13 protein-coding genes, 1 tRNA gene and 1 pseudogene are annotated in these 12,916 nt (G+C 60.7%); 10 read left to right on the top strand and 5 right to left on the bottom strand.

The window, feature by feature from the left end; genetic code table 11:
* Positions 1-40: 40 nt before the first annotated feature.
* Positions 41-256: a hypothetical protein gene (locus A462_RS09160; protein ID WP_003215917.1), complete on the top strand. Its 216-nt coding sequence runs from the start codon at positions 41-43 to the stop codon at positions 254-256.
* Here the strand turns inward: A462_RS09160 and yacG are convergent.
* From yacG to A462_RS09180, 4 genes are read right to left on the bottom strand one after another with little or no spacing between them, the layout of a single operon-like run.
* Positions 253-453 (bottom strand): DNA gyrase inhibitor YacG, encoded by a 201-nt coding sequence (gene yacG, locus A462_RS09165; RefSeq protein WP_003215918.1) that lies wholly within the window; start codon positions 451-453, stop codon positions 253-255. The genes A462_RS09160 and yacG overlap by 4 nt on opposite strands.
* Complete coding sequence (gene coaE, locus A462_RS09170; RefSeq protein WP_008437307.1) at positions 450-1,073, bottom strand: dephospho-CoA kinase; 624 nt, start codon at positions 1,071-1,073, stop codon at positions 450-452. The genes yacG and coaE overlap by 4 nt, the downstream gene beginning before the upstream one ends.
* Entirely contained in the window at positions 1,070-1,948 is an 879-nt protein-coding gene (locus A462_RS09175) for a prepilin peptidase (RefSeq protein ID WP_008437306.1), read from the bottom strand. The genes coaE and A462_RS09175 overlap by 4 nt, the downstream gene beginning before the upstream one ends.
* Complete coding sequence (locus A462_RS09180; protein WP_008437304.1) at positions 1,945-3,153, bottom strand: type II secretion system F family protein; 1,209 nt, start codon at positions 3,151-3,153, stop codon at positions 1,945-1,947. The genes A462_RS09175 and A462_RS09180 overlap by 4 nt, the downstream gene beginning before the upstream one ends.
* Before the next feature lie 201 nt (positions 3,154-3,354).
* Between A462_RS09180 and A462_RS09185 the strand changes: the two genes are divergently transcribed.
* The 4 genes from A462_RS09185 (at position 3,355) to A462_RS09200 (ending at position 5,818) form a co-directional block, all read left to right on the top strand.
* Positions 3,355-3,768, top strand: a complete 414-nt coding sequence (locus A462_RS09185) for a pilin (RefSeq protein ID WP_003215925.1) — start codon at positions 3,355-3,357, stop codon at positions 3,766-3,768.
* Between the two features lie 86 nt (positions 3,769-3,854).
* Positions 3,855-5,264: an O-antigen ligase family protein gene (locus tag A462_RS09190; protein ID WP_032899624.1), complete on the top strand. Its 1,410-nt coding sequence runs from the start codon at positions 3,855-3,857 to the stop codon at positions 5,262-5,264.
* A 39-nt stretch (positions 5,265-5,303) separates the two neighbouring features.
* Positions 5,304-5,376, top strand: a tRNA-Thr gene (locus tag A462_RS09195).
* 136 nt (positions 5,377-5,512) lie between these two features.
* Entirely contained in the window at positions 5,513-5,818 is a 306-nt protein-coding gene (locus A462_RS09200; RefSeq protein ID WP_008437299.1) for a DUF6388 family protein, read from the top strand.
* A 134-nt stretch (positions 5,819-5,952) separates the two neighbouring features.
* On the opposite strand, the gene nadC is transcribed toward A462_RS09200, so the two are convergent.
* On the bottom strand, positions 5,953-6,801 hold the full coding sequence (nadC, locus tag A462_RS09205) for a carboxylating nicotinate-nucleotide diphosphorylase (RefSeq protein WP_008437288.1): 849 nt from the start codon (positions 6,799-6,801) through the stop codon (positions 5,953-5,955).
* A gap of 282 nt (positions 6,802-7,083) precedes the next feature.
* On the opposite strand from nadC, the gene A462_RS09210 reads away from it, so the two are divergent.
* The 5 genes and pseudogenes from A462_RS09210 to A462_RS35270 all read left to right on the top strand — a co-directional run bounded on the left by A462_RS09210 (position 7,084) and on the right by A462_RS35270 (position 12,892).
* Entirely contained in the window at positions 7,084-9,243 is a 2,160-nt protein-coding gene (locus A462_RS09210; protein ID WP_008437287.1) for a DUF1631 domain-containing protein, read from the top strand.
* Positions 9,244-9,304: 61 nt separating this feature from the next.
* Positions 9,305-9,868, top strand: coding sequence for a 1,6-anhydro-N-acetylmuramyl-L-alanine amidase AmpD (gene ampD / locus A462_RS09215; RefSeq protein WP_003215934.1), 564 nt, complete (start codon positions 9,305-9,307; stop codon positions 9,866-9,868).
* Positions 9,865-10,701 (top strand): regulatory signaling modulator protein AmpE, encoded by an 837-nt coding sequence (ampE, locus tag A462_RS09220; protein ID WP_008437286.1) that lies wholly within the window; start codon positions 9,865-9,867, stop codon positions 10,699-10,701. The genes ampD and ampE overlap by 4 nt, the downstream gene beginning before the upstream one ends.
* Before the next feature lie 193 nt (positions 10,702-10,894).
* A pseudogene (locus A462_RS35275) lies at positions 10,895-11,986 on the top strand (methyl-accepting chemotaxis protein); the annotation flags it as partial.
* The gene (locus A462_RS35270) at positions 11,963-12,892 is read left to right on the top strand and encodes a methyl-accepting chemotaxis protein (protein ID WP_371135982.1); all 930 of its coding nucleotides are present in this window, start codon (positions 11,963-11,965) and stop codon (positions 12,890-12,892) included. The pseudogene A462_RS35275 and the gene A462_RS35270, both read left to right, overlap by 24 nt.
* Positions 12,893-12,916 lie beyond the last annotated feature (24 nt).

Genomic DNA, 12,916 nt, shown 5'->3' with positions numbered 1-12,916 from the left:
GTGGTCGCATGCTCTGCAAAATTTCCAGGAGCACGGAATCATGAGTGTGTACGAGTGGGCACGGCAGGAGTTACGCAGAAGCCAGGACGCGGCGCAGGAAATCGGCTTTGACCCGGGCTTGACCCTGCGCGCCATGCTCAGTGCGGTGGTGCAGCAGAGCAAGGGCGTGCGCAGTTTTGAAGACCTGGCCGACGAGCTGCAGTACCTTGCAGAGAATCTCGACGACCAGCAGGACTATGGCTTTATGCGGCCTTAGTGTTTGGGCTGAAAGTCTTCGGAGAACAGGTCGTCCTCGGCGTCCGGGCTGACCGGGATCTTGTGTTCCTCGGACGCCCAGGCGCCCAGGTCGATCAGTTTGCAACGGTCCGAACAGAAGGGACGGTTGACGTTTTCTGCTTTCCATTCCACAGGTGCGCCGCAGGTTGGGCATTCGACGTTCAAGGGTTGGCTCATGATCGGCCTCCACGCAAAGTAAGGTAAAAGTGGTGCAGTCGCTCGACCTCGGCGTGCAGCCGGGCCAGGTCCTGGTCATTGACCAGCACGTCATCGGCATGGCGCAGGCGGTCTTCACGGGTGGCCTGGGCCTTGAGAATCGCCTGCACCTGCGCTTCGCTGATGCCATCGCGTTGCAGGGTACGCTGTATCTGCAACGATTGCGGCACGTCGATCACCAGCACCCGCTGGGTCATGGTGTACTGGCCGGACTCGATCAGCAGTGGTGACACCAGGATCGCGTAAGGCGATTGTGCACGCGCCAGGTGGCTGCGAATCTCCTCGGCGATCAGCGGGTGCAGCAACGCCTCCAGCCAGCGGCGCTCGTCGGGCACTTCGAAGATCAGCTTGCGCAACGCGCCGCGGTCCAGTTGCCCGTCAGGCTGCAGCACACCCGCACCGAAATGCCCGGCAATCTGCGCCAGGGCAGGGCGCCCGGGTTCGACTACCCAGCGCGCGGCGTGGTCGGCGTCAATCAAGTCCACGCCAAGCCGGACGAAGTGTTCGGCGGCGGCGCTTTTGCCACTGCCGATGCCGCCAGTGAGGCCAAGAATCCAGGGTGTTGCGACAGAAGTGGTCATCTGAAACCGACAGACTGCAAATAGAAGTCGGTTATTTGACCACCCCAGAGCAATGCAATCCAGCCGGCAATTGCCAGATACGGACCAAAAGGCATTGGAGTGGATGCCTGGGCTTTGCGCAGGCGCAATAGAATCAGGCCTCCCATCACACCCACCAGGGAAGACAGCAACAGCGTCATCGGCAGGATCTGCCAGCCGCCCCAGGCCCCGAGCATGGCCAGCAGCTTGAAATCCCCGTGCCCCATCCCGTCCTTGCCGGTAATCAGCTTGAACACCCAGAACACCGACCACAGGCTCATGTAACCGGCTACCGCGCCCCACAACGCATCGGGCATTGAAACAAAAACGCCAAAGCTGTTGAGGATCAACCCCAGCCAGAGCAACGGTAGCACCAACGCATCCGGCAGCAGTTGGTGGTCTGCATCGATCAGGCTCATCGCCAGCAAGCCCCAACTCAACAACAACACCGCTCCGGCTGCCCAGCCAAAACCGAAATGCCAGGCGACAACCGCCGAGATCAGCCCGCACGCCAGTTCAGTGATGGGATAACGCGCGCCAATAGATTGATGGCAACTTGAGCAACGTCCCTTGAGCAGTACATAACTGAGCAGCGGAATATTCTCCCAGGGGCGAATCGGGTGGTTGCAACGCGGGCAGCAGGAGTTTGGGTGCATCAGGTTATAGGGCGCGGCGACAGGCTCGGCGGGAAGGCCCAGTACTTCATGGGCCTGGGCTCGCCATTCACGTTCCAGCATCTTCGGCAGGCGCCATACCAGCACGTTGATAAAACTGCCGACAATCAAGCCCAGCAGCAACGCGCCTGACACAAACACCCACGGCTGATAAACGAGGATCTCAGTCAGTGGCGTGCTCAAAAGGCTGTACCGAGTTGAAAGATCGGCAGGTACATGGCCAGCACCAATGCCCCGACGATGCCGCCGAGTACCACCATGATCAGCGGCTCCATGAGGCTGGTAAGGTTGTCCACCAGGTTATCGACGTCAGCCTCGTAGTGGCAGGCGACTTTTTCCAGCATGTTATCGAGGGTGCCCGACTCCTCGCCGATAGCCGTCATCTGGATCGCCATGCCTGGAAACAGGCCGCTTATGGCCATGGATTCATTCAGCTGGATTCCGGTTGCAACGTCGTGCCGCATACGATTGATTGCCTGTTTGAACTGCCCGTTACCCGTGGCGCCGGCCACGGAATCCAATGCTTGCACCAATGGAACGCCCGCCGCAAAGGTGGTCGAGAGCGTGCGAGCGTAGCGGGCGACCGCCGACTTTTTCAGCAGTGTGCCTGCCACGGGAGCTTTCAACAAACTGGCATCGAGCCAGTGGCGAAAGCCTGTGGACGAGCGATAGGCTTTGCGCAGTCCTGCGAAACCGGCACCTGCGGCCAGGATCAGCATCCACCAGCTTTGCTGCATGAACTCCGACAGGCTGATGACGCCCAGGGTAAAGCCCGGCAGTCGTGCATCGACGCCGGCAAACAACCCCTGAAACTGCGGCACCACATGAATCAGCAGGATTGCGCTGACAGCGGTGGCGACTGCCAGTACCGTCACGGGATAGGTCATGGCCTTCTTGATTCTGGCTTTCAGCTGTTCGCTTTTTTCCAGGTGAATGGCCACCCTTTCCAGCAGCGCTTCGAGTGCGCCCGCCTGTTCACCCGCCGCAACCAGGTTGCAGTACAGATCATCGAAGTAGCGTGGGTATTTCTGCAAGGCGACAGCCAGGCTGCTGCCGGAGGCGATCTCCTGCTTCAAGCCTTGTACCAGCGCCCCCATATGCCGGTTGTCGAAGCCCTCGGCGATGATATCCAGCGCCTGTAAAAGTGCGATACCAGCCTTCAGCAGCGTCGCCAATTGGCGGGTGAAGAGGGCGATCTCTGCCGGTTTGACCGGCAGGGCGAGGCTCGGCCAACCGGCGAATTTCTTGCGTACGCGCCCAGGGTTGATACCTTGCTGGCGCAGCAGTGCCTTGATCAGGGCGGGATTGTGACCACGGGTTTCTCCGGATACCTTGCGCCCTTTGCGGTTGACGCCTTCCCAGGCATAGATCGCTGAAACATCATTCATTTCACGGTTCCGCACACAGACAGTGGAAGATTTATAGCTTAGTCAGGTGACGGATTCGGGCAGGCTCGCCGTGAGCGAAAAAATGTCAGTTTGTGCGTCTTGTTCAGCATTGGTTGCGCGGGGGTGAGTACACTGGCGCGGTTGCCGAGACGGGGTGCAGGATGCGCCTCGCGAAAGGTTTTATTCTGGAGAGTGAATGTGATGCGTCAGAAAGGTTTTACCTTGATCGAATTGTTGATCGTCGTGGCAATCATCGGCATTTTGGCCACCATCGGCCTGCCCATGTACACCAAGCACCAGGCCAAGGCCAAGTTCACCGCAGGGCTGGCCGAAGTCTCCGCGTTGAAGGCGGGCTTTGAAGACACGCTGAACCAGGGGACGCCACCGACCCTGGCGTTGATTGGCGGGACCAGCCCAACGGCCAACTGCAGGATTGACGTGACCGGCGACATCGCCACCGGTGCTGGCACGATTGCCTGTGAAATCCTCGATGCACCCGCGCCGGTCCTGGGCAAGATCATCACCTTGACCCGTAGCGCCACAACCGGCTGGAAGTGCACCACCACGGCAGAAGACCAATACGCCGCTAAAGGTTGTGCTTCCGGCGGCGCGTGATCATCAGGTCGTCTACTGTTTACGCAGCAAGGAAGAGCGTGTGTGTAAACCGCTCTACGCCCATCACAAGGAAGTAGAGGTTGCCGATGACGTCGTCTGTCCAGCAGCGGGGGAACATATTCCTCGTCGTGGTTATGTGTCTGCTGATGCTGGCGATCTGCGCGCCTTTCAGTAGTCATGACTGGCAACGTGCGGTGCAGATATGGGTGGCGCTGTGTGCGGTGGTGTATGGGCTGTGCTTGCCGCAGGCAGAGCGATGCGTAGACAGGTCGACAGCGCTCGGGGTGTCGCTGATCGGGGGCGCGGGGCTGGTTTCGGCCCTGTTGGCCCACCAGCCACTCTGGGCGTTGACCGAGCTGGCGCTGCTCATCAGTTGTTGCGCCACTGCTGTGGCTTTCAGCCGGGCCAGGCGCAATGGGGATGAGTCCCTGGATCGTGTATTGGTCCTGTTCGTATTGCTGCTGTGCATGGTTAAAAGTATTCAATATCTGCACGCCGGGGTACTCGCCTTCACCAGCGGCGAAGCAATCGTGAATACCGATTTGCTGTTGTCCGGGTTCTCCAATAAACGTTTCTACGGTCAGTTCCAGACCTTCACCCTGCCGCTGCTGGCGCTTCCCTTGCTGGTTTCAAACGTCGCTCGTCCAGCGCGGGGCGCAGTGTTCGCCCTGCTGTGTGTCTGGTGGCTGATCGCGATCGGTGGCGGTACCCGCGGCACCTGGCTCGGTATGGGCGCTGCCGGCTGCGTGCTGATGTTCCTGGGGCCGCAGGGGCGCCGTTGGCTGGGCTGGCAGTTGGCGGCACTGGCCTGTGGGTTAGTGTTGTATTGGTTGGTCTTCACGGTGCTGGCAGGGTACTTGGGGATTGTAATTTCCAATGGTGCCGTAGACCGACTGACCACCAGCCTCTCGGGGCGTGGGCCGATATGGTGGCAGGCCTGGAGCATGATTATCGAGCGGCCCTGGCTGGGTTTCGGGCCGATGCATTTTGCCGACATCGCCAATGACATTGCCGCTCACCCTCACCAGGCGATTCTGCAGTGGGCCAGCGAATGGGGCGTACCGTCGACGCTGTGCGTGATCGCGTTGGTTGCGTGGGCGGGTTGGTCAACCTTGGGCGTGTTGCGTGAGCGTGCGTTGTCATTGGCGCCCGTGGACCTGCTGCGCCTGTGCCTGTTTGCCTCGCTGATCGGTGCACTGGCCCAGGCACAGGTGGATGGGGTGATCGTGATGCCGGTGTCGCAACTCTGGCTGGCGCTGGTGGTTGGCTGGCTGATGGGATTGCATGTGTGGCGCGTTCCATCGGTCGCCCCGGTGCCGGCGTTGTACAGGGTGTGGATGGCCGCGAGCGTCGTGGCCGTGGGCTTGCTGGTGTTCGTCGCGATTCGTGACGTGCCCCGACTCACGGAGCGCAGCGAGCGCTACATGGGCCTGGGCAACGGTCACCTGCAGCCACGCTTTTGGGTGCAAGGTGTGATTGCCCTCGAAATGCAGTGAGTTGCCGGACGTCCAAGGCAGTGCTAGCTTTAGCCCACCGCCCGTGTAGCTCAGCCGGTAGAGCAGCGCACTCGTAACGCGAAGGTCGCAGGTTCGATTCCTGTCTCGGGCACAAAGGCAACACAGTTTTCAGATGATCCCAGAATGGTTCTGAAGGCCAGACGAACCGGTATTCATGCCTGTTCTTTTGTATCTGCGCGACCTTGATGACCCAGATGCATCCCCATTCCTCGATCTAAGAGAACGACATGACCACACAAGAAATGACCCAGGAAGCGCGGCACGAAGCAGCCCTCAAAAAGTACGTCGCGGAATCGCCGGAACTGCTGGATGAGATCAAGGACCTGAGCGCCGATGATCAAAGGGACCAGATCCAATGGGCGTTTGAGGATGAGGCCGAGGCCCAGGGCCTGCAGCCATGGGAACTGACCCTGAAGTACACCTCCACCCCCGAAGCGTTCGAGGCGGCGCGCCTGGCTTTGCACAAGGAAGCGGCCGAGGTGTTGGGTGTCGACTGGAACGAGTATTGCGGGATGAACAATCTCGCGATCTGACACAAGTTTAATGTGGCGAGGGGGCTTGCTCCCGCTGGGTTGCCAAGCGACCCCAAAAACCTTTGGAGCGCTGCGCACTCCAGCGGGAGCAAGCTCCCTCGCCACAAAAGCATGCGCTTACATTCAAGGGCGTTTCAGAGACTAAGCCGCATCGACAAATCCACCGCCTTCACATCCTTGGTCATCGCCCCGATGGAGATGTAGTCCACGCCGGTTTCAGCGATGGGCAGCAGGGTGCTTTCGTTGATCCCGCCACTGGCCTCCAGCTTGGCTTTGCCGTTGTTCAGGCGCACTGCTTCGCGCATGTCATCCAGGCTCAGCTCATCCAGCATGATGATATCGGCGCCCGCCGCCAGTGCCTCACGCAGTTCCTCCAGGCTTTCCACTTCGATTTCCACCGGCTTGCCCGGGGCGATCTTGTGGGCGGCGCTGATGGCCTGGGCAATGCCGCCGCAGGCTGCGATATGGTTTTCCTTGATCAGGAACGCGTCATACAGGCCGATGCGGTGGTTGTGGCAACCACCGCAGGTCACTGCATATTTTTGCGCCAGGCGCAGGCCGGGCAGGGTCTTGCGGGTATCCAGCAGCTTGACCTGGGTGGACGCGACAAAGTCCGCCAGGTATTGGGCGCGGGTGGCAACGCCTGACAACAGTTGCAGGAAATTCAGCGCGCAACGCTCGCCACTGAGCAGCGAGCGGGCCGGGCCTTCGAGGTGAAACAGCGCCTGGTTGGGGCTGACACGTTCGCCGTCGCGCACCTGCCAATGCACCGCGACGCGTGGGTCCAATTGGCGAAACACCGCTTCCACCCAGGCCGTGCCGCTGATGACGGCGGCGTCGCGCGTGATGATCGTGGCCTTGGCCAGGCGTTCGGCGGGGATCAGTTGTGCGGTGATATCCCCGCTGCCGATGTCTTCCAGCAGTGCGCGACGCACGTTGGCTTCGATTTCGGCGGTCAGGTCGGCTAGACGAAGATTGGGCATAACAGGCTCCACAAACAAAGTGCCTGGATTATAGGGGCAGGGCGGGCCTGAACCCAAGGCAACTGGCACCACGGGTGCGGTGCGCGATGTTCATTTACACGGCGATCACATAGTTCGCTGGCGCAACAACCCTCATTTGCAAGATAATCTCGCGCCTTGCAATTGGCGTCATAGCTTTGACGTCACGGTGATAGCCCGATTTTCGCAGTGCCCCGGCGTGCTTCGCGCCGTTGCTGCACCGATCTTTCACACAATCGAATACCGCCGTTTCAGGAGGCCAGGATGCACAATGACGGGAAGGTGGTGCCGATCAATAAGGCACGGGCGACGCCATCGCCGCTCGCCCGCCTGCCGGTGGTGTTGCTCCAGGTCCGTGACAAGGCGGCGCAGCAACTCAGGCAGGGACTGCAGGAGCTGTTTGATAACGCCGACGACACCCTGTTCGAAATGGCCGACAAGACCCGCAGTAACGTCGACCACGGTATTTTCTTTGAAGCCATGCGCGACCTGCGCCTCAAACGCAAGAATTTCGAGCGTGGCTTCATGGAGCAACTCTACGAAGCGTTTGCCAATCTTGGCAACGTGGAGCGCGGTGAGCTGCAACTGATTCCGGTGGTGTCCTACACCGCGGCGCCCGGGGGCTCGGGCGATGAACTGGAAAAAGCCGTCGCGCTCGAGGCCATGCTGGGCAAGGTGCTGCGCCGTGACGGGCTCGCCCTTGGGCAATTGACAGCCCGGCTGAATGCCTTGCTCGACAAACGTCTGGATGATCGGGACAACCCCCTGGGCCCGGCAATGCTGTGCGCGTTTTTTCTGCAAGCAGGACGCAGCCTTGGCGTGGAAATCCGGGTCAAGCTGATCATTCTCAAGCTGTTTGAGAAATACGTGCTCAGTGACGCTGATCTGTTGTACGGCGAAGCCAATCAGTTGCTGATCGCCACCGGCGTATTGCCCGAACTCAAGGCCGTGCCATCGCGGCGCGCCGTCGCCACGGCCGAGTTGCCTGAAGACACCCCGCCGATTGCCGGCCACCCGGCAGACGACAGCGGCCAGGAAGTTTTCGCGGCGTTGCAGGAATTGCTGTCGGCAGTGCGCGGCAGCGTGGCACCCACGCTGGAAGCCAGCGCCGAGACCCAGCCCATCTCCACCCGTGACTTGCTGCGCCTGCTCTCCCATTTGCAGCAATATGTGCCTGAGCCTGAGGTCGAGGACGATTTCGACCTGCGCAACCAGCTTGAACAATTGCTGACCCGGGTCAGCGTCAAGAGCGGCAAGTCGCGGGTGGTGGAGGATGCGGACGAGGATGTGATCAACCTGATCGCCATGCTGTTCGAGTTCATCCTCAATGACGGTACGGTGCCCGAGTCCCTCAAGGCGCTGATCGCCCGCCTGCAGATCCCGATGCTGAAAGTGGCGGTGCTGGACAAGAGTTTTTTCAGCCGCACCAATCACCCGGCGCGACGCTTGCTCAATGAAATCGCTTCGGCGGCCATGGGCTGGAGCCAGCGCGACGATTATCAGCGCGACAGCCTGTACCTGCACATCGAGCAGGTGGTGCAGCGGTTGTTGAATGATTTTGTGGATGATCCGGCAATCTTTTCCCAGTTACTGACCGAGTTCACCGCGTTTACCCATGACGAGCGACGCCGCAGCGAATTGCTGGAGCAACGTACCCGCGATGCAGAAGAAGGGCGCGCCCGTACCGAAATCGCTCGTCAGCGTGTAGCCGAAGCCCTCAATCTGCGGTTGCTGGGCAAAGTACTGCCCGAGGTCGTGGTGCAGTTCCTGCAACAGGCCTGGAGCCAGGTGCTGTTGCTGGCGTGCCTGAAGCATGGCGAGCACTCGCCACAATGGCTGGCCGGGTTGCGCACCATGGACGAGTTGATCTGGAGTGTCGGCCTCAGCGAAGACACCGAAGCCGGCCGGCACCTGCTGGAGCAGTTGCCAGGCTTGCTGAAAGCCTTGCGCGATGGGTTGAGCGGCGCGGCATTCGATCCCTTCATTACCCGGGAATTTTTCACCCGCTTGCAAACCCTGCATGTCCAATCGTTCCGGGGCAGTGCCGAGGAACAACCGTCGCTGTCGCAAGTCGAGGTGCGCGAGGCATTCGTCCTCAGTCCCGCGGCACCGGCCATCGAGGCGAGCCTGCCGGAAGATGATCCCGACCTGCTCAAGGTTCGCCAACTGCGGATCGGTTGCTGGGTGGAATTTCAGGAAGACGCCGAAAACACCCTGCGTTGCAAGCTGACGGCGATTATTGCGCCGGGCAATACCTGTATTTTCGTCAATCGAACCGGCCTCAAGGTATTGGAAAAAAATCCGCTTGAACTGGCCCTGGAGTTCAAGCGCGGCGCGGTGCGAACCCTGGATGATGCGCTGTTGTTCGACCGCGCCCTGGCTTCGGTGATTGGCAACCTGCGCCAACTTCATCGCGCCAAGTGATCGCAACCAGACAGCGGAACGCGGCATACTGAGTCACCCCAGCCTCGTTCAAGGAACCAGTATGCAGTTGGACCCCGCCAGCGGTTGGTGCCAGGGCATTCGCCATTGCCCCTCGCCCAACTTCAACGAGCGCCCCGGTGGCGAGATTTCCCTGTTGGTGGTGCACAACATCAGCCTGCCACCGGCGCAATTCGCCACCGGCAAGGTGCACGAGTTTTTCCAGAATCGCCTGGATGTCACGGAACATCCCTACTTTGAAGGTATTGCCGACCTACGGGTTTCTGCGCATTTTCTGATTGAGCGTGATGGCGCGGTGACGCAGTTTGTCTCGTGCCGGGACCGGGCCTGGCATGCCGGGGTATCGAGCTTCGAGGGGCGTGAGACGTGTAACGACTTTTCCCTGGGGATCGAGTTGGAGGGCACTGATGACCTGCCCTTCACCGATGCCCAGTATCAATCCCTGATCGCCCTGACGCGCCAGTTACTGGCGGCGTACACGGGCATTACCCGCCAGCGCATTTGTGGCCATAGCGATATCGCCCCGGGACGCAAGACCGACCCCGGACCCGAATTTGATTGGGCGCGCTTTCGCAGCGCCTTGCAGGATGGAGGACACGCACAATGAGTTTTCTGGTGTTGGTGCTGGCGGTATGGATCGAGAAGTTCTCGGCCCTGCGTCATCGTATACAACGTGATGGCGGTTGGTTGCGGGAACTGGCCAAGCTGGAGTCGAGCGCCAGCCTGGGCAAGCAGCCGTGGCTGATCCTCACATTGCTGGTGCTGCTGCCGGTGGCCTTGCTTGCGTTGTTGTTGCTGGTGCTGGAGCCAGTGGCCTATGGCCTGTTGGCGCTGCCGGTGCACCTGCTGGTGGTGATCTACAGCCTGGGCCGTGGCGATCTCCTGGCCGGATTGGGCCCGTTCCGTGATGCCTGGCGCCGGGGTGACCTGCAAGCGGCCGAACATGTGGCCGAACGTGACTTGAGCATCAGCGCCGACAGCGGTGAGCAGTTGCTGGAGCGGGTCCAGGGCCATCTGTTGTGGCAGGCCTACCAAAGCTTCTTCGCGGTGATTTTCTGGTACTTCCTCCTCGGGCCGGTGGCCGCCCTGGCCTACCGTCTGCTGGCGCTGGCGACCGAGACCAGCAAGAACCCACTGGTGGCCGAGCGTGCCGGGCAATTGCGCCATGCCTTCGACTGGTTGCCGGTACGTTTGCTGGCGGCGAGTTTCGCCCTGGTCGGCAACTTTGTGGCGGTCGGCCGGGTGATGCTGCATGAGCTGCTGAGCTGGGACATCAGTGCTGCGCAACTGGTGGAGAAGGTGGGCCTGGTGGCCGCGGAGATCCCGCCACCGGTGGTAGGCGCCGAGGGCATCAACAGCCTTGATCGTATCTGGGAGTTGCTGCTGCGTGCCGCCGTGCTGTGGTACGCCGGCTTTGCCATCTGGACCGTGCTGCCCTGATTTGCCCCCCCTGTAGGAGCGGGCAAGCTCGCTCCTACCTCGTTAACCTTAAGTTACAAACCTCCTTTTCGAATTGAGCTATACAGACAGAGCGCCAAATAGTGGCTATCTGCCGCCGCCCTGCGCCCTCAATAAAAATAAAAGAAAAGGGAGTTCACCTGTGAAGAGCTTGCTCTATCCCGCCGTCGCGTTCATGAACCGCCTGACCTTCGGCATGAAGTTCAGCCTTATCAGCGTGCTGTTCCTGTTGCCGATGCTGGCCACCAACTACTACCTGGTGCGCGATTCCTGGCGAGAATTCCAGGGCACTCGCATCGAGCTGCAAAGCCTCGACCTGCTGGGCAGCAGCCTGGCCCTGCGCCGCGACCTGGAAACCCTGAACAACCAGGTACAGATCAACGCAACCCTCGGCCAATCAGGCAAGGCCGGTGATATCGAAAACAAAATCACCGCCCTCGAAGACAGCCTGCTGCAGCGCCTGCAAAGCTTCCACGCCCTGTCCGCCGACCCAGAACAGGCCGCCGCCTTCGAAGCCAAGCGCGATGAAATGATCGCCGCCTTCAAGGCCCAGCAACAGGAAACTTCACTGCTCAGCAAAAGCGCGCTGATCGGCAAACTCCTCAACAAGGCGCAGATGCTCAGCCAGATCATCGCCAGCCAGTCGGGTTTGAGCCGTGACCCCCAGGGCGACCTGCGCCAACTCAGTGAACTGATCACCAGCGTCACCCCGCAAGTCACCCAGACCCTGGGGGAAGGCCGGGCCATGGGGGCTTATTCGTTGGGCCAGGGTTTTCTCAATTCGTCGTCCAGCACTCGTTTTGACGAGTTGCTGCAGCAACTGGAAAAGCTCCAGGCGGAATACGGCCTGAAACTGCAGGATGCCCTCGGCTCCAGCAAGCCAGCCCACGCAGCATTGGCGAGCCTGGCGGACGCGAGCAAGGCCAGCCTCAAGCAAGGCAGTGAGTTGTTCGAAGAGCAGGTCGTGGTGGCCGAAACCCTCGACGCCCCATGGCAAGGCTTCTACGACGACGTCAGCACGTTGATGGCCAAGACCTATCAGCTCGACGAAGCCACCCTGACCTTTCTCGAGCAGCAACTGGAGCAACGCCTGTCAGAAAACCGCACGCACATGATCGGATTGGTGGCGGCACTGGCGTCGGTGTTTTTGCTGATCTTCTATTTGTATGCCGGTTTCTACGCCTCCACCCGCACCACCTTGCGCCGCCTGGGGGCGACGATGGACAAGGTGGCGGCCGGTGACATGACCGTCACCTTCATCGCCCACAGCCGCGACGAACTGGGGGATTTGGGCCAGGTGTTCAACGCCACCGTGGCCAAAATCCATGACCTGATCGAGCGGGTAGGGCACACCGTCAACCAGGTCGAACACCAGGCCGGACAAGTGGAGTCAGTCTCGGCCAGCAGCAACCAGGCCGTGTCCGGCCAACGCAGCCAGATCGAGCAAGTGGCGACCGCCATGAACCAGATGTCCTCCACTGCCCAGGAAGTGGCGCGCAGTGCAGCGGCGGCGGTCAGCAGCGCCCACAGCGTCAACGATGAAACCGTCAGCGGACGCGGCCTGGTGCAGTCCCAGCAAGGCAGTATCGCGGCGTTGGCTTCGGAGATCGATCAATCGGTACGGGTCATCAACCAGTTGGCCATCGACAGCCAATCCATCAGTCGCGTGCTGGAAGTGATCAAGAGCATTGCCGAACAGACCAATCTGCTGGCGTTGAATGCCGCCATCGAGGCCGCGCGCGCGGGTGAGCAAGGACGCGGTTTCGCCGTGGTGGCCGATGAAGTGCGCACTTTGGCCCGGCGCACCCAGCACTCCACCGAAGAGATCGAGCAGATGATTGCCAAGCTCCACAGCGGTGTCGGCGCTGCGGTGAAGGCCATGGGCACCAGCCACGAGATGGCCAATGGCACGGTGGGGCAGTCGGAAAAAGTCCAGCAGGCCCTCGAAAACATCCTCGGCGCGGTAGGCATGATCGTCGACCAGAACCAGCAGATTGCCGCCGCCGTCGAACAGCAGACTGCCGTGGCCCATGACATCGATCAGAACATCGTCGAGATCAATCGCGCCGGTGAACATGCAGCGCAGGGCGCGCACCAGACTGAAGAGGCCAGCCGGCAGTTGTCCTTGCAAGTGATCGAGCTGAAGCAGTTGATCGGGGCCTTTCGAGTGTGAGGCATGGCCAGGCATGCATCGGGG

Source organism: Pseudomonas sp. Ag1, assembly GCF_000278565.1.
GTDB lineage: Bacteria > Pseudomonadota > Gammaproteobacteria > Pseudomonadales > Pseudomonadaceae > Aquipseudomonas.
The sequence above is the reverse complement of the archived record's forward strand: the minus strand, read 5'-3'. Positions and strand labels throughout refer to the sequence as shown.